Origin of the sequence: Rhodococcus sp. MSC1_016 (assembly GCF_023667485.2) — a bacterium.
Classification (GTDB): Bacteria; Actinomycetota; Actinomycetes; order Mycobacteriales; family Mycobacteriaceae; genus Rhodococcus_F; species Rhodococcus_F oxybenzonivorans.
Genome location: NZ_JAMOZI020000001.1, coordinates 6,109,652 through 6,126,137, shown reverse-complemented (window position 1 = coordinate 6,126,137; position 16,486 = coordinate 6,109,652). Strand labels below are relative to the sequence as shown.

Here is a 16,486-nt window from a genome sequence, read left to right as displayed (position 1 = left end):
GCCGGTTTCCTGTGTTTCTTCACCGATCTTCACCTCTCTTGCGTGGTGCTACTGATCGAGCAGCCAACGCGCGCATTCGATGTCGCAGACCAGCATCTTGGCCAGTCCGCCGTTGAGGGCACCCAGTGCCGCATGGTGTTTCGCGGCCCCACCCGTGACGAGGATCGATCCCTCGCACGCCCGGATGTCGTCGAGTGGAACAGACATGGCCCGCTCGTTCAGCGGCCCATCCACGTCGGTGCCGTCGAGCCGGAAGAAACGGCCACCCACCTCGCCGACCGCGCCGAGGTCGGTAAGCACGGAGAGCATGTCGGTGTCGAGGAAGCTTCCCTCGAACAACGTCGTCGACGTGGAGACCGCGCCGGTGCCGAACATCATCATCTGAGCTGTGCGACCGACCTCGAGCGCCTTGGAGATCACCGAGTCTCCCCGCATGGATACCACCGTGGACGCATCCGCGTACAGCGGGACGGGAAGCCGAATGGTGTTCGCCTGCAATTGTTCCGCACACCTACCGAGGACGTACTCGGTGCCGGTCTGGTAGTTGATGGCACTCACCGAGCCGTCGAGCTGCACAACGGTGGCGCACACCGCCGCACCGGAGGGCAGACCCTGCGCCACGGCCACCGTTTCCGGGCCCCAGGTGAAACCGAGCGTGTCGGTGTCGCGGATCCGCCGTACGAGCAACGACGCAGCAGCGCGTCCCACCCCGGCGAAGCTGCCGTGTTGGTCGATCGGGCCGGCGGCGTCCACCGAGTCGGCGACCACCACCGCTTCGACCAGGTTGAACCGTTCTTCGAGAGCGCGTTCCTCGTCGGAGCGCAGTGCGTCACTGAGATGCGCCGGAACCTGCACCTCGATGCGGACCAAGCCCTGCGCCTTGGCGCGGGCAACCAAGCGGCCCGCGGTCGGCCGGGAGACGCCGAGCCGTGTCGCGACCTCGGCCTGTGTCAGCCCGTCGAGGTAGTAGAGCGTTGCCGCTCGTAACGCGAGTCGCAGATCTTCCGTGGTTGACGGTGACGGGACTGCGGTGAGAGACGGCGTCGGTGCCGTCGCGTCGGGGGATGTCACTGGTTCTCCTCGCCATGATCTCGGGGCCGCGGAGCGGTACTTCGGATGCCCGAGAAGCCGTGAGCAAATGATCACTATGCGTTCTTCTGCTCAGTACGTTAGCATCGAGGTGTGACCCACACAACACTTCCCTCGAGTATCCCCAGCACGATGCGTGCCAGCGTGCTCGTCGAACCCGGTCGCATCGAGATCAGGGAGCGCGCGGTACCCACCCCCGGTCCCGGCGACGTGCTGGTGCAGGTCTCCTCGGTCGGCGTCTGCGGATCCGATGCGCACTACTACCGCGAGGGACGCATCGGGGAATTCGTCGTCGAGCAGCCCATCGTTCTCGGCCACGAGGCTGCGGGCACCATCGTCGGTGTCGGCGAGGGCGTCGCGACAGACCGGATCGGGCAGCGGGTGTCGATCGAACCCCAGCGCCCCGATCCCGGTAGCGACGAGACCCGGCGTGGCCTCTACAACCTCTGCCCGCACATGCAGTTCTATGCGACCCCGCCGATCGACGGGGCGCTGGCCGAGTACGTGACGATCGGTGCCGCCTTTGCGCACGCCGTCCCCGACGAGATGTCCGATGACGCGGCAGCACTGTGCGAGCCGCTGTCGGTGGCCATCGCCACGGCGCGGAAAGCCGGGCTGACCGCGGGGTCGCGGGTGCTCATCGCGGGCGCCGGGCCGATCGGAATCGCCACGGCGCAAACGGCACGGGCCTTCGGCGCCACGGAGGTGATCGTCTCGGATCTCGACGCGCAAAGGCGGGCCGTGGCCGCCAAATTCGGTGCCACCACCGTGCTCGACCCGCGCGAGCAGGACGTGTCGGCCCTCCGAGTGGATGCCTTCGTCGACGCGTCCGGAGCGCCGAGCGCCGTGCTGGCCGGAATCGGCGCGGTCCGGCCGGCGGGCACCGTCGTCCTGGTGGGCATGGGTTCGAGCGAGATGACACTTCCGGTGCAGACGATTCAGAACCGGGAACTGGTACTCACCGGCGTCTTCCGGTACGCGAACACCTGGCCCGCCGCGATCGCACTCGCCCGGTCCGGCCGGGTCGATCTCGATTCGATGGTCACCGGAAAGTACCCGTTGGCCGAGGCCGAACAAGCGTTGAATGCAGACCGGATGCCGGGCAGCCTCAAGGCCGTCGTACGCGTCCAGGAATGAGGAGAGAGCGATGCAACTGAACACGCAGACGCTGGATCGGCTCAGCGATGCAGTCGAAGTACCCACCTACGACCGAAGCGACATCTCCGTCGGGATAGTGCATTTCGGGGTCGGCGGCTTTCACCGTGCACACCAGGCGATGTACGTCGACAAGCTGCTACGCATCGGGCAGGCCCGCGAGTGGGGCATCTGCGGAGTCGGTGTTCTGCCCGGCGATCGGCGCATGAAGGACGTCCTCGAGGCACAGGACGGGCTCTATACCCTGGCCCTGAAACATGCCGACGGGACCTGGGACGTGAGCGTCATCGGCTCCATCGTCGACTACCTCTTCGCGCCGGACGACCCGGAAGCGGTGATCGAAAAGATCGCCGCCGAATCCACCCGGATCGTCTCGCTCACGATCACGGAGGGCGGCTACAACTTCACCCACGACACCGGCGAGTTCGACCGCGAGAACCCCGACATCGTCCACGATCTCCGCGACGGTGCCGCGCCGACAAGCACATTCGGGCTCATCGTGGAAGCACTGGCCCGTCGACGGGCCCGCGGACTGGCGTCGCCGACCATCATGTCGTGCGACAACATCGAGGGAAACGGCACCGTGGCGCGCAAGATGTTCCTCGCCTACGCCGAGATGAAAGCTCCGGAACTCGCGGCGTGGATGCGCACCGAGACCTCCTTCCCCAACTCCATGGTCGACCGGATCACCCCGGTGACCACCGCGGAAGTAACGCAGGCACTCTCGACTCGATTCGGCGTCGACGACCAGTGGCCCGTCGCCGCCGAACCGTTCACCTCCTGGGTTCTCGAAGACGCGTTCGTTCTGGGCCGGCCGCCGTTCGAGCAGGTCGGCGTGCAGTTGGTGGACGATGTGGCACCCTACGAACTGATGAAACTCCGCCTGCTCAATGCGAGTCATCAGGCCCTCTGCTATTTCGGGTACCTCTCCGGGTATCGCCTCGTGCACGAGGTCGCGCAGGATCCGCTGTTCGCCGAATATCTGTTGTCCTACATGGACGACGAGGCCACGCCTACCCTGGCGCCGGTTCCCGGGGTCGACCTCGACGAGTACAAGCGCACGCTCATCGAGCGCTTCTCGAACCCGGAGATCCGCGACACCGTCGCCCGCCTGTGCGCCGAGTCCTCGGACCGCATCCCGAAGTGGCTGCTGCCGGTGATCCGCGAGAATTTGATAGCCGACCGGCACATTCGACTGTCTGCCGCGGTCGTCGCGAGTTGGGCCCGGTACGCCGAGGGAGTGGACGAGGACGGCGAATCCATCGACGTCGTCGATCAGTTGAAGGACTCCCTCGTGCCGATCGCACGCAGCCAGCACGAGAACCCCACGGCCTTCATCGAGAACCAATCGGTCTTCGGCGATCTGGCCGACTATCCACGGTTCGTCACCGCCTATCTGTGGGCACTCGATTCGCTACACCGGGTCGGCGCGCGCAAAACACTCGAATCCCTGCTCGAGAAGGTGCAGTCATGAGCCTGGTCGTCGGCGAAGCCCTCATCGACATCGTCACCGCTGCCGACGGCACCACCACCGAGTACGCCGGGGGCAGCCCCCTCAACGTGGCGGTCGGACTCGCCCGTCTCGGCAGACCGGTGGAATTCGTCACCCGCATCGGGGAGGACGCACGGGGAGGAATGATCCTCGACCACCTCGCGGCGTCGGGCGTCCGCGTGGCGTCGGGAAGCATGTCCGCAGAGTCCACGGCCACCGCCCGGGCGACACTCGACCCGACAGGTGCGGCCACCTACGAGTTCGACCTCGAATGGGCGCTGCCCGCTCCCGCCTGGGCCTCGACCCCGGAGCTGGTTCACTCCGGGTCCATTGCCGCCGTGATGGAACCCGGATGTGCCGTGGTGGCCGATATCCTCTACCGCCTCCGCTCCGCGGCGACCATCAGTTTCGACCCGAACGTCCGGACCGCATTGATTACCGACGAGGTACGGGCCCGGGAACGAATCGAGCACCTCGTGTCGATGTCCGACATCGTCAAGGCCAGCGACGAGGACCTCGCCTGGTTCGACCCGACCAGGGACCCCGTCGACATCGCCCGCGACTGGCTGGCGCTCGGACCCGCAGTGGTCGCCGTGACGAAAGGCTCCGAGGGTGCTTTCGCGGTGTGCGCGGCGGGTGTCGTCGAGATGGCCGCGCGCGAGGTCCAGGTGATCGACACCGTCGGCGCCGGTGACGCCTTCATGGCCGGACTGCTCGACGGAGTCTGGTCCCAGGGCTTGCTCGGCGCGAAACACCGCGGCGCCCTGCGCGCACTCGATCCTGCACGGCTGCGCACCGTACTGGCTAACGCCGTTCTCATGTCCGCCCTCACCGTCGCCAAGGCCGGCGCGGACCTTCCCGACCGCGAGACGCTCGACCGAGAGGCCGGGATTCTGCAATGACACTCGTCGCAGGAATCGACTCGTCGACCCAGTCGTGCAAAGTGATCGTCTGCGACGCCGACACCGGAGAACTCGTCCGCAAGGGCACAGCGCCACATCCCGACGGGACCGAGGTGCACCCGCAGGAATGGGCGCGGGCCCTGGACACCGCGATCACCGCGGCCGGTGGACTCGACGACGTCGCGGCGGTGTCGGTGGGAGCCCAGCAACACGGCATGGTGTGCCTCGACGACAGCGGGTCGGTGGTTCGCCCGGCGCTGCTGTGGAACGACACCCGGTCGGCGGGGGCTGCCGCACAGTTGGTGGAGGACCTCGGCGGTCCCGACGCCTGGGCGGACGCCGTGGGTGTCGTCCCGCTCGCGGCCATCACCGTCAGCAAGCTGCGATGGCTCGCGGATTCCGAACCGGCACAGGCTGACCGGACGGCCGCGGTGTGCCTGCCGCACGACTGGATCGGCTGGCAGCTCACCGGTGCCCGCGATCTCGATGCCCTGGCCACCGACCGCGGTGACGCGAGCGGCACCGGATACTTCTCGGCCGCAGCCAACGCGTATCGACCCGACCTGTTGTCGCTGGCCCTCCGTGGCCGCTCCGTGCAGGTGCCCCGAGTGGCAGCGCCATCCGAGCGGATCGGCGAGACGCAGTCGGGCGCGGTACTCGGCCCCGGAACAGGTGACAATGCCGCTGCCGCACTCGCTCTGGACGCACAGGAGGGTGACGTCATCGTCTCGGTGGGCACATCGGGGGTGGTGTCCGCGGTGTCGGACATACCGGCCAACGACCCCGGCGGTTTCGTCGCAGGGTTCGCCGACGCGACCGGACGCCATCTGCCGCTCGTCTGCACACTCAACGCGGCGCGGGTACTCGACGCCACCGCAGCACTACTCGGCGTCGATCACGAAGAGCTGTCGCGGCTTGCGCTGTCGGCACCGTCCGGCAGCGGCGGCCTGGTGATGGTGCCGTACTTCGAAGGCGAACGCACACCGAACCGACCGGACGCCACCGGGTCGATAGAGGGCCTGCGGCTCAACAATTCGACGCCCGCCCACCTCGCGCGGGCGGCCGTCGAAGGGTTGCTGTGCGGGTTGGCCGACGGAATCGACCACCTGGTCGCGCAGGGTGTCGCCGTGCGCCGGATCCTGCTCGTCGGTGGCGGCGCACGCTCGCGGGCACTCCGTGAGATCGCCCCGGCCATCTTCGGTGCGCCCGTCCTGGTGCCACAACCCGGCGAGTACGTCGCCGTCGGCGCGTGCCGTCAGGCTGCGTGGACACTCGCCGGCACCACGCAACCACCCAAGTGGAATCAGACCGCCACCCAGCGTTACGAGGCCGACCCTGCCCCCGCCGTCCGCGAACGCTATAGGCGCTCCGCGCCTGTGCGCCTTTCTGGTTGTCCCAGCTACCAAAAAGGCGCACGGGCGGCGGAGCCGCCTACACCTTGACCAGCATCTTCCCGACGTTTCCACCACGCATGAGCTGGAGGAATGCGTCCACCGAATTCTCGATGCCCTCGACCACCGTCTCGTCGTGCACCACGTCACCGGACGCGAGCCACGGTCCCATCTTGGCGGCGAACTCGGGGAACACGTGGGTGTAGTTGCCCAGCGTGAATCCCTGCAACGTGAGACCGCGGCTGATGATGTTCATCATGTTGTCCGGTCCCGGCACGCGCTCGGTGGCGTTGTAGCCGGCGATCGCGCCGCACAGCGCGGCTCGTCCCCCGTTGCGCATGGCGGCGAGTGCCGCCTCGAGGTGATCGCCGCCGACGTTGTCGAAGTAGACGTCGATTCCGTCACCCGCGACTTCGAGTAGCTGCTTGCGGATGGGCGCGGCCTTGTAGTCGAGCGCGATGTCGTAGCCGTAGCGGTCGGTGAGTAGCGCGACCTTCTCGGCGGAGCCCGCGGATCCGAGGACCCGGGAGGCGCCTTCGAGGCGGGCGATCTGCCCGGCGGCAGTTCCGACGGCACCGGCGGCACCGGAAATGAACACGGAGTCACCGGGTTTCAGGTGCGCGATGTGCAGGAGGCCCACATAGGCGGTGAGGCCCGTCAACCCCAGAATGCCGAGGTATGCGGACACCGGAACCCCCGGAATCTCCTCCACCACACGGAATGCGGAGGCATCGCCCTGCGCCACGTCGCGCCATCCCAGGTCGTGCACCACGACGGAGCCGGCGGGGTGGCTGTCGGCGGTCGACTCGACGACGCGCCCGACTGCGCCACCGGTCATGGTCTCCCCCAGCACGAACGGCGGGATGTAGGACTTGACGTCGTTCATGCGGCCGCGCATATATGGGTCGACGGAGGTGAACTCGTTGACCACACGAACCTGATCACCGGCGAGGTCGGGCAACTCCACGGTGACAGTCCGGAAGTCGTCCTGGGTGGGCCAGCCCGCCGGCCGGTTGATCAGTTGAATCTGCGTGCTCGATACCACGAGTAGTTCCTTTCAGTGCTTTGACGAAAGATGTCTAGAGCGCCAGTCCGAGCGCGAGGAGAAGGACCGCGAGCAACGGAAGCGTGCCCTGGGTGAGAGCGGCGCGCGCCTTGTCCGGTGAAGAAATCAGCAGGACAGCGGCGGCGAGGACCATCGATCCGGCACCTGCGAAGACGAGGGCAGCACCCACCGCAGTCGCGTCGACAGCGACCGCAACGATGCCGACCGCGGTCACGATGGCGAGGAAGAGATTGTAGAAGCCCTGGTTGAAGGCCAGCTCCTTGGTGGCGGCGGCCTCGTCGGCGGTGGTGCCGAAGGTCGCGCGGGTACGCGGCGCGGTCCACAGCACCGACTCGAGCACGAAGATGTACACGTGTAATGCACTGGCGAGAGCGGCGAGAACCAGACCGGCGGTAACCATGCAAGCTCCTCCTGATTGTGAACTGACCATTTCAATATATACTGAAATGAGCGTTTCACAATAGTGAGTGAGGATCGTCATGCCACGGACACAGGACTTCGACACCGCCGAGGTGATCGGCCTCGCACGTGACGTGTTCTGGGACAAGGGTTATGAAGCCACATCGGTGCCCGACCTCGAACGCGCCACCGGACTCAACCGCTCGAGCCTGTACAACGCCTTCAGCAGCAAGCGGGGCCTGTTCGACGCCGCCGTGCAGGACTACCTCGACCGTGTCGTCCGCCCCCGTCTGAAAATCCTCACCGCTGAGCCCGCCCGGCCCGACGCGGGCGTGCGCTACTACCGCGCTCTCGCCGAGACCTTGGCCACGCTCCCCGAGGACTGCCCGGGTCGTGGGTGTCTGCTCCTCAACAGCGCTGCCGGGTTCGCCGCCCACGACGAGACTCAGCGGATGGTCGTGGATGCCTACCGCAGCGAACTGTCCGCAGCGCTGACCCACGCGCTGCGTGCCCTCGATCCGAACGCGCCTGCCGCCGTCGTCGAGCACCGCACGCGGCTGCTGACGTCGTTGTCGGTCAGTGCGTTCCTGCTCTCGCGCATCAACCGGGACGAGGCGATCGCCGTGGCGCACACGGCGATCGAACAGCTCGAGGAGTGGCGCGGGACTGCCTGACCGCGCCGCCCGTCAGTCGGCCAGAGCCGGCGCCGCGTGCTTGCCGCGCTCGGGAGGAGCGCCGTCTCCGGACGCCCGCTCGGCGGCCGCCATCTCGATTGCGGTGGCGTGGTCGACGGCGTGGGGGGCGATACCCAGGTTGTCCAGGGTGTCCCAGAGGCCGGCCATCGCCGCCTTCGGGTCGAGGTAGTACTCGGATTCGCGCACACGCCAGAAGGTCCAGCCGCACCGCTTGAGTTCCTGCTCGCGTTCGAGGTCGGCGATGCGCTGTGCCGGCGTGGTGGAGAAGGCGTCCGCATCACATTCGACGGCCAGCCTCATCGTCCCGCCGGTCACCACGAGGTCGATGCGCCGATTGTTCACCTCGACTTGAGGATTGACGTGATAGCCGCGCTCGGCGATGTCGTGGAACACTCGCTGCTCGAGGAGGTTGTCGAACGGTGGCGTCCGGACGTCTCGGCTCACCCCTCGGGGCATCGGCTCGGCCGGCGCCGGCGACGTCGACATGACGTAGCTCAGCAGGGAGTTACGGAGGTCGGCCCGCTTCAGTTCGTCGACGGTCACCGAGTGGAACAGCCACAACTGGTCCTGCGCCCGCGACGCCGCGACGTTGAATCGACGCTTGTACTGATTGGCCGTCAGCGGCACGAAGTGCTGCTCCGGCGTCACCACCATGGACAGGAATACGACGCTGCGTTCATCGCCCTGGAAGTCGGGCGGTGTTCCCACCCGCAGTCGCCGTTGCTCCCACTGCTCGATTCCGATGCGCCGCACCAATTCGCCGCGGATCGCGTCGACCTGCGACTGTCCTTGCAATACCACGATTCCGAACGTCTTTCCGTCGTACCGGGGATCGACGAGGCATTCGATGAGCTGATCGACGAGCGCCTTCGCCTCGACGTGGTTGGCGAGCGTGGCATCCTTCCCGGACACCGTGGCATCGGGAACATAGGTGTGCCGCAGCGGCGGTAGCCGGTCTGCACCGAACTGCCGCACCGGCACCAGCGGCAACTCACCGTAGAACTGGGTACTCGACCAGTTGATGATTTCGGGCATCGACCGGAAATGCTCGCGCAGCCTGACCACCTGGCCGAAACTGGTACGCAGGATGGAGAACAGGCTCGACCGGGGTGTCAGCGTCGCTTGCACGTATTCCGGGAGATCCGGAAGGTAGGCGTCCAATCTGGTGAAGACGTCGTCGAGCGTCCCGTTGGTGGGGATATCGGCGGGCGCGCACTGCTTGTCGTCGCCTACCACGATCACCCGCGGTGCCAGCCACAGCAGGAAGAGGTTGGTGATGTCGGCCTGACTCGCTTCGTCGACGATGACGACGTCGAAGCTGCCCGGGACCGGCGGTATGGACGCGAGGACCTGCTGCAGCGGCATCACCCAGGCGGGCACGGCTCCCTGCGCCTCTCCCATCGCGGATCTGGCTGCACTGCGGTACTTTTCGGCATACTTTCCGCCTCCGGCACCGATGTTGGAGATGTGTTCGCGGTACGTTTGCAGCGCCCGGACCTGATCGGCGGTGAGATTCTCGAGGCAGTCCCGCCACGCGGCGGCGGCCGCCAGCCGAGCGGTCAGATGTGCCAGATCGGCGTCGAGGCCGTTCAGTTCGGCTTCGAGTTCCTGCTCGCGCCCGGCGCGGTGCTGTTCGGTGACCCACTGACGCGCACGACGCCACGCCCAGGCCTCCGACAGCTGCCAGCTCATCTCGTCCCATTCGGGAAGCGTCGCTGTCCGGCGCACCAGCTCGTAGAAAGCCGGGGCCACGGGGGCGAGGCGGTCGGACAACTCGTCGAAAAGCAACTGATCGTGCTGCTCGGCGCGCGCCCTGGCGTATTCTGCGAGGGCAGCGGACAGTGCCGCGTTGTCGGCGCGGTCGAGTGCGGAAACCAGAGCGGTGCCCTCGGGGGAGGGACCCGCGTCGATCTCGTCCGACACCGCCGAGACGATGGCGTCGAGTTCTGCACGCGCACTGTCGACGTCGGTACGGGTGGTGATGGCCTCGGCCGCACCGGCGACCGCGGTGGCGTCGCGAAGTGTGCGCATGCGGGGGGCAGTGGGCGACAGCGCGAACAGCTCACGGGCAAGCGCATCCCGCGCCACGAGCAAGGCACGCACACGCGCGATCCTGCCAACCATCAGGTTGAGGCTGTCGACCTGAACGGCGCGGGAACCGTTCATCTCCACCGGAATGCCGAGATCGCCCAACAGTGTCGCCGCGGTCTGGGCGGCGTCGTGCGCGCGTAGGTGTTCCGTCACGAGCCGGACGGCAGCGGCCGTGGTGGCGGGTAGTCCGTCGACGGTCGCTTCGATGCCGAGCTCCTCGACGGCCTTCTGCTCGTCGCTGCGCCGAAAGCGTGACTTCCATTCCACGGCACCGGATTCCATGGCGACAGCCAGCGCCCCGACCGCGTGGAGTGCAGGCCTGCTCATGACGGAACACTGGACGTCGTGCGCGCCGATGTAGCGGTCGGCGGCGGCGGCCGCTTCCACGATGGCAGGCAGCGCATCCAATCGGCCCCACAAATGCGTGGCCCGACCAGCGAGAACTGTGTCGGCCAGTTCGTGGAATCTGCCGTCGAGTTCGAGGACGTCGTGCGCCCGGGCCTGCAGTTCCTTGCAGTGCCGGCGGACCGTGTGCGCAGTATCGGTGTCGACACCGCCGAGGACGTCCAGTAGATGCGCCGACTGCGGGGTGTCGATGGGAACGGTGGTCGACGCCCGTGCACAGAGCCGTTCGAGTTCTGCGCGGTTGGGCAGAAGTGCGTCGAGTGGCGGCAGACTTTGCCGCGAGCGCAGGGCACGTTCCGGTGTTGCCGTCACACACAGTGCGCGCAAGGTGTCGAGCTCGGCGCCCGTCAGCGGCGGTTCCTCGCTCAGCAGGGGTCCGGGGAGCCATTGGAAGTCGGCCTGAAGTGCCATGACCTTGCGGACGATCGTGGCGGCCGTACCTTCGTAACCCTCGGCCACGGGATCGTGGAGGTACGTCTCGGACTCGCGCAATGCCGTCACGCGGTCGAGTACGACCGCACGTTTCTGCATTGCCTCCGCCCGCTGGGCCCGCAGATCGGCGATCCGCTTGCCCTCACTGTCCGGGTTGAACGACGACTTCCGCTCGGCGATCGTCGCGACACTGCGGTTGAGCTCGTCGGATCCACCGCGCGAGAGGTCGGTGATCGAGACGCACAGTTCCTGCATCTCGGGCGGCAGCTTGTCGCGGAGCACACGCAGAGCCTGAGCCTTCTCGCTGGTGACCAGCACCCGCTGTCCCCGGGCGAGGAGGGCCGAGACAAGATTCGCGATGGTGTGGGTTTTTCCGGTCCCGGGCGGCCCCTCGACCACTACCCCACTGTCTCCACCGAGGCGCTCGATGATCTGCGACTGCTCGGCGTTGGCGGGGAGGGGGAACAGAGGGTCGTCGGCGAGCGTGGCGGGCGCGGCAGCACCCGTGCGCTGCAGCCACGTCACTCGGTCCGCCGGCTCGATCGCGTCGACCAGCTGGGCAAGCCCCAGCGGGACCGTGGCACCGTCGCGTTCGAGATGGGCGATCATCTTCTCGTAGTACTCGACGAGCGCGAATGCGCTGCGCTTACGGAGCACCAGCGCGGGTGCGGGGGCGAGGGTGGCCGTCCCCGTCTCGTCCGGGGGCTCGACAGCGTCACGGACATCGATAGCGGTGGTGACCGTCAGCGGCGCCCACTCCCGGAGGAACTGCCCGATCTCGGGGCTGAGCGGGGAGGTCGCGCCCTCCTGTAACTGCTGTTGCAGTCGCATCGATTGCGAGCTGTCGTAGAGGCCGAGCCCGGTCAGCAGCTGGGAATCTTCGAGCCGAGGCGCTGTGCTCGGCGTCAACCGCACGAGGAGATCACCTGTCCGAACGTCGCGGGAAATCCCCGCGGGCTGCGTGACGAGATGGGTGCGGATACCGGCATCCGGACCCACACCGGGAACGGTGAGCAGACCGGAGGCGAGGACAAGTTCGATCGACTCGGGCCGGGCATTGAGCTCCTGCAGCATCGACTGCAATGACTGGTACAGCTCGGCGTGCGGGCGCTGTTCGCGATCCGTCGCCGCCCAGGCCTTCCACCGCGGCAGGTACGCGTCGAAGGCTTGCCGGACCTCGTACGCCCGGCGGACGTCGTATTCCTCGTCGGAGTCTTCCGCGTAGGCGTCCGATGCATTCAAGGTCAGTTGTGGCCGCGAGCTGTCGGATCGGGCAGCCGCATCCACCCAGCCGTGCAGAACGGGCGGCAGTGCCGGTGGATCCTCCACGGCAGCGACGGGCACTCGGAGGACGATGTCAGCCTGCGCTGCATCTGCCGAGGGTCGGAGCACCCTGCCTTCGCGGTACAGCCATTCCACCTGTTCGTGCTGGTCGACACGCAGTACAGGCTTGGTGCGAGCCCTGACGATTTCGCGCAGGAACTGCAGCAGCCGCTGGACGCGGCCTGCAAGCTCGGCGTCGGTTTCGGGACTCGACAATGTAAACCTCTGAGAGTTCTCGGTGATGGTCGGCGCTGGCCCCCGCCCTGCACACTATCGGGTCGATAGGGAGGAGATCGACGCGTAGTCCCCGTTCGGAGGCAGGAAGAGCGCCCGGCAGTTGCGCAGGTCACAGGGACTGGACGGTCGCCTGGCACCACCGCGCATCGATGCCCGTCCCCGCCACACTCCATTCGGACCATTCGGTCTCTAGTATCTGTCCATGGCCGATTCGCGCATCACCAAAGCCGGTGCCGTGCTGGCCGCCGCCGCTCTCCTGGCCTCCGGAACCAGTGCCGTCGGGGCTGCCGACCCCGCGCCGGGGTCGCGGGTCACGGCGTCTTCCGAGGGATTCGCCCTCGACGGTCAACCCTGGTGGCCGACGGGTTTCAACGCCTATCAGTTGGCCACCAACTGGTCGGTGAACTGGGGTTGTGGGGCCATGGTCGATCTCGGGTCCTACTTCTCGTCACTTCCGGCGCACTCGCTGACCCGGTTCAACCTCTTCCAGGCACTGGCGATCAACCGGTTCACCGGGCAGCTCGACTTCGGACCGATCGACGCCGTCTTCGCTGCCGCCGAGGCACACGACCAGATGGTGATTCCCGTCCTCGCACCGCAGGACGGCGCGTGTGAAGACGACGTGTTCAAAGGCCGGCAGTGGTATGTCGACGGGTGGCAGACCATGACACCGGGGGCTCCCCGCACGTTGATGAGCTTCCAAGACTGGATGCACACCGCCGTCGACCGGTACAAGGACTCGTCCTCACTCGCCGCCTGGGAATTGGTGGGCGAACCGGAGACGAGCACATGCACGGACGCGGCCTGTTCGTGGTGGACTCGGTCGTGTGGCCCAGACGCCGCACAGGTATTGCGGGACTTCTTCGACGACGCCGGCGCCGAGCTCCGCGCGCGCGACCCGCGGACCCTGATCACGGGCGGATTCACCGGCGGCGGGCAATGCGGCACCCAAGGCGATGAATACCAGTTCGTCGGGGCGTCGCCGTATGTCGACGTCGTCCAGTATCACGACTACGGCGCCGACGCCGTCCCGCTGCCGGGCGATCAGTGGAACGGTCTGGGTCGACGACTCGAACAGGCGGAGGCGCTGGGGAAGCCGCTCCTCATGGGCGAGATCGGCGAACTCGCCGGCTCGTGCGGTGACCTCGGCGACCGTGCCGCACACATCACCACGAAACTTACCGGCCAACGCGATGCGGGCGCAGCCGGGGCACTGCTCTGGGCGTTCGTCCCCGATCCGAGGCCCACCGAGTGCACTTACGACGTGGGGCCCGACGACCCGCTGTGGGATGTGGTCGAGCAGTTCGGGTCCCTCGGCACGGGTACCGCCCCGGGCGCCTACTGAGAATTCAGGACACGAGCACGCGCACCGTCTCCGCTACGCACGCCGGCTTGTCGGATCCTTTGATCTCGATGGTGTTCTTCACGACCACCTGGGCACCCTTGGCCGTGCGTTCGCAGGAGACGATTTCGCCGCCGGCGCGGATCGACGCCCCCACCCGGACCGGTTCCGGGAAGCGAACCTTGTTGAGCCCGTAGTTGATCACCATCTTCACGCCGTCGACACGCATGATTTCTGCGCCGAGCTTCGGCAGCAGTGAGAGCGTGAGATAGCCGTGCGCGATCGCCGCGCCGAACGGGCCGTCCGCGGCACGCTCCGGGTCGACGTGGATCCACTGGTGATCTTCGGTGGCGTCGGCGAAAAGGTTCACGCGGTCCTGCGTGACCTCCAGCCATTCGCTGAAGCCGAGGGACTCCCCTACGGCAGCTTCGACCTCGTCGATTCCGTTGAACACGCGCATGTCGGTACTTCTCCTCGTCGGTTCACAGTTCAGAGTGGTTGTGGTTCAGCGTCCGCCGCGGCGGAGCGTGACTCGGTAGGTGTAGTGCTCGGGTAGGAAGTAGCTGACCGCGAGTTCGACGATCCGGCCTTCGGCGTCGGTGTACAGGCGGTCTACTCGCAACATCGGGTGCTCGACGTCGCAGCCCAGCTCCCGGGCAACGAACTCGGTGGCCGGCGCCACGGTGATCGACTGCGCTGCCTCGACGATGGGACTTCGCAGGTGCGGTTCCAGCAACCCGATGATCGTGTACGCGCTGACGGCGCCCTCGGCCATCTCGGGGGCATCGACGACGAGCCGTGCGATCTCGTCGGGAAGGTAGACGGTGGTCAGCACGAAGGGTGTGTCGTCGTGACGTCGCCGGAACACGACCGTGTGGACGAGGTCGGTATCGAGCCGGAGCCTGCTCGCCGCCTCGATGTCGACCCGGCGGCGCAGCGGCGAGACCACCTCCATGGTGGTGTCCGTGGACAGATTCATCAGGTCTTCGATGGATCCGAGCTGACGCAGGTAGCGGCCATCGGACTCGGCCGCGAAGGTGCCACGCCCGGGCACCCGGTAGACAATGCCCTCGGCCACCAGATCCTGGAACGCCCGCCGGACCGTTTGACGACTCACCCCGTGTTGCTCCGCGAGCTCGAATTCGGTGGGAAGTTTCACGCCGTCGCGGTATTTGCCCGCAGCAATGTGCTCGCGCAGCTGTCTGGACACCAGCTGGTACGCCGGCTCGCTCTCTCGTTCCCTACCGTTCATCGCGCACCGATCCTACGTGCAGGTTGTGGGACTACAGACCGCCTCGGGCCACGAGTTGCGAGACGATGACGTTGCGCTGAATCTCATTGGTGCCCTCGCCGACGATCATCAGAGGTGCATCCCGGAAGTACCGCTCGACGTCGTACTCGGTGGAGTAGCCGTACCCACCGTGAATACGGACCGCCGACAGCGCGATTTCCATCGCCACCTCCGACGCGTACAGCTTCGCCATACCCGCCTCCATGTCGCACCGCTCGCCGCTGTCGTACTGCTCGGCCGCATGCCAGGTCAGCTGCCGCGCCGCCGTCAACTTGGTCGCCATGTCGGCCAGATAGTTGCCGATCGACTGGTGCTTCCAGATCGGCTGGCCGAAGCTCTCCCGCTGCTGGGCGTAGGCGAGGGAATCCTCGAGCGCCGCCGTCGCCACTCCCAGCGCCCGGCAGGCCACCTGGATGCGACCGGTCTCGAGACCCTTCATCATCTGCCCGAACCCCTTGCCCGGGGTGCCGCCGAGGATCGCCGTGGCCGGGATGCGATAACCGTCGAACGACAGCTCACACGTCTCGACCCCCTTGTAGCCCAGCTTCGGCAGATCCCGCGACACCGTAAGTCCCGGACCGTGCTCGACCAACACGATCGAAATACCCCGGTGCTTCGGATTCGCACTCGGATCGGTCTTGCACAGCAAAGCGATCAATCCCGAGCGGCGGGCGTTGGAAATCCACGTCTTCGAACCGCTGATCACCAGATCGTCGCCGTCGGTCTTGGCATTGGTAGACATGGCCTGCAGATCCGATCCCCCACCGGGCTCGGTCAACGCCATCGTGGCCCGGATCTCACCCGTCGCCAGCTTCGGCAGATACTGCTGCTTCTGCTCCTCGGTGCCGTACAACGACAGCAACTTCGCGACGACGGTATGCCCACCCATCGCCCCGGCCAGGCTCATCCACCCGCGGGCCAACTCCTGCGTCACCTGCGCATAACACGGCATCGACACCGGCGATCCGCCGTACTCCTCCGGCACCGCCAACCCGTAGATCCCGATCTGCTTCATCTGCTCGATCCACTTCTCGGGGTACTCGTTGGCGTGCTCCACCTCCTGCACCGTCGGCTTGACGTCGCGGTCGATGAAAGCGCGCACCGTCTCGACCAGGTACGTCTCTTCCTCGTTCAGCTTGCCCATGAACCCTCACCTCGCGCTCGACATTTGTACGG

At 66.8% G+C, this 16,486-nt stretch carries 13 protein-coding genes; 6 read left to right on the top strand and 7 right to left on the bottom strand.

All coding sequences use genetic code 11. The features are described from left to right. Window positions 1-48: 48 nt before the first annotated feature. A complete protein-coding gene (locus L1080_RS28730; RefSeq protein WP_250767460.1) occupies window positions 49-1,071 on the bottom strand; it encodes a sugar-binding transcriptional regulator in 1,023 nt (340 codons plus the stop codon). A 150-nt stretch (window positions 1,072-1,221) separates the two neighbouring features. On the opposite strand from L1080_RS28730, the gene L1080_RS28725 reads away from it, so the two are divergent. The 4 genes from L1080_RS28725 to xylB are packed head-to-tail and all read left to right on the top strand — an operon-like array spanning window position 1,222 to window position 6,080. After that, window positions 1,222-2,226 carry an NAD(P)-dependent alcohol dehydrogenase gene (locus L1080_RS28725; RefSeq protein ID WP_250767869.1) on the top strand — a complete coding sequence of 335 codons (1,005 nt, stop codon included), beginning with the start codon at window positions 1,222-1,224 and terminating at the stop codon, window positions 2,224-2,226. 10 nt (window positions 2,227-2,236) lie between these two features. Further along, entirely contained in the window at window positions 2,237-3,718 is a 1,482-nt protein-coding gene (locus tag L1080_RS28720; protein WP_250767457.1) for a mannitol dehydrogenase family protein, read from the top strand. Beyond that, complete coding sequence (locus tag L1080_RS28715) at window positions 3,715-4,638, top strand: carbohydrate kinase family protein (RefSeq protein ID WP_250767452.1); 924 nt, start codon at window positions 3,715-3,717, stop codon at window positions 4,636-4,638. Before L1080_RS28720 ends, L1080_RS28715 begins: the two co-directional genes overlap by 4 nt. Continuing rightward, entirely contained in the window at window positions 4,635-6,080 is a 1,446-nt protein-coding gene (gene xylB / locus L1080_RS28710) for a xylulokinase (RefSeq protein WP_250767449.1), read from the top strand. Before L1080_RS28715 ends, xylB begins: the two co-directional genes overlap by 4 nt. Here xylB and L1080_RS28705 read toward each other — a convergent pair. Together L1080_RS28705 and L1080_RS28700 are read right to left on the bottom strand one after the other, a co-directional pair. Further along, window positions 6,070-7,074, bottom strand: coding sequence for an NADP-dependent oxidoreductase (locus L1080_RS28705; RefSeq protein WP_250767393.1), 1,005 nt, complete (start codon window positions 7,072-7,074; stop codon window positions 6,070-6,072). The genes xylB and L1080_RS28705 overlap by 11 nt on opposite strands. Window positions 7,075-7,108: 34 nt before the next feature. Then, window positions 7,109-7,495, bottom strand: coding sequence for a DUF1304 domain-containing protein (locus tag L1080_RS28700; RefSeq protein ID WP_159923191.1), 387 nt, complete (start codon window positions 7,493-7,495; stop codon window positions 7,109-7,111). Window positions 7,496-7,574: 79 nt separating this feature from the next. Between L1080_RS28700 and L1080_RS28695 the strand changes: the two genes are divergently transcribed. Further along, window positions 7,575-8,168: a TetR/AcrR family transcriptional regulator gene (locus L1080_RS28695; RefSeq protein ID WP_250767390.1), complete on the top strand. Its 594-nt coding sequence runs from the start codon at window positions 7,575-7,577 to the stop codon at window positions 8,166-8,168. Between the two features lie 12 nt (window positions 8,169-8,180). Here the strand turns inward: L1080_RS28695 and L1080_RS28690 are convergent, their stop codons facing one another. Beyond that, window positions 8,181-12,656: an AAA domain-containing protein gene (locus L1080_RS28690; RefSeq protein ID WP_250767387.1), complete on the bottom strand. Its 4,476-nt coding sequence runs from the start codon at window positions 12,654-12,656 to the stop codon at window positions 8,181-8,183. A 223-nt stretch (window positions 12,657-12,879) separates the two neighbouring features. Here L1080_RS28690 and L1080_RS28685 point away from each other — a divergent pair, with 223 nt between their 5' ends. Beyond that, a complete protein-coding gene (locus tag L1080_RS28685; protein ID WP_250767385.1) occupies window positions 12,880-14,022 on the top strand; it encodes a beta-mannosidase in 1,143 nt (380 codons plus the stop codon). Window positions 14,023-14,026: 4 nt separating this feature from the next. Here the strand turns inward: L1080_RS28685 and L1080_RS28680 are convergent, their stop codons facing one another. Genes L1080_RS28680 through L1080_RS28670 form a run of 3 tightly spaced genes read right to left on the bottom strand, consistent with a single transcriptional unit; the run spans window position 14,027 to window position 16,454 of the window. Next, complete coding sequence (locus L1080_RS28680) at window positions 14,027-14,479, bottom strand: MaoC family dehydratase (RefSeq protein WP_109334239.1); 453 nt, start codon at window positions 14,477-14,479, stop codon at window positions 14,027-14,029. A gap of 45 nt (window positions 14,480-14,524) precedes the next feature. Beyond that, window positions 14,525-15,271 (bottom strand): GntR family transcriptional regulator, encoded by a 747-nt coding sequence (locus L1080_RS28675; RefSeq protein ID WP_159923185.1) that lies wholly within the window; start codon window positions 15,269-15,271, stop codon window positions 14,525-14,527. A gap of 31 nt (window positions 15,272-15,302) precedes the next feature. Beyond that, on the bottom strand, window positions 15,303-16,454 hold the full coding sequence (locus L1080_RS28670; RefSeq protein WP_159923183.1) for an acyl-CoA dehydrogenase family protein: 1,152 nt from the start codon (window positions 16,452-16,454) through the stop codon (window positions 15,303-15,305). Window positions 16,455-16,486 lie beyond the last annotated feature (32 nt).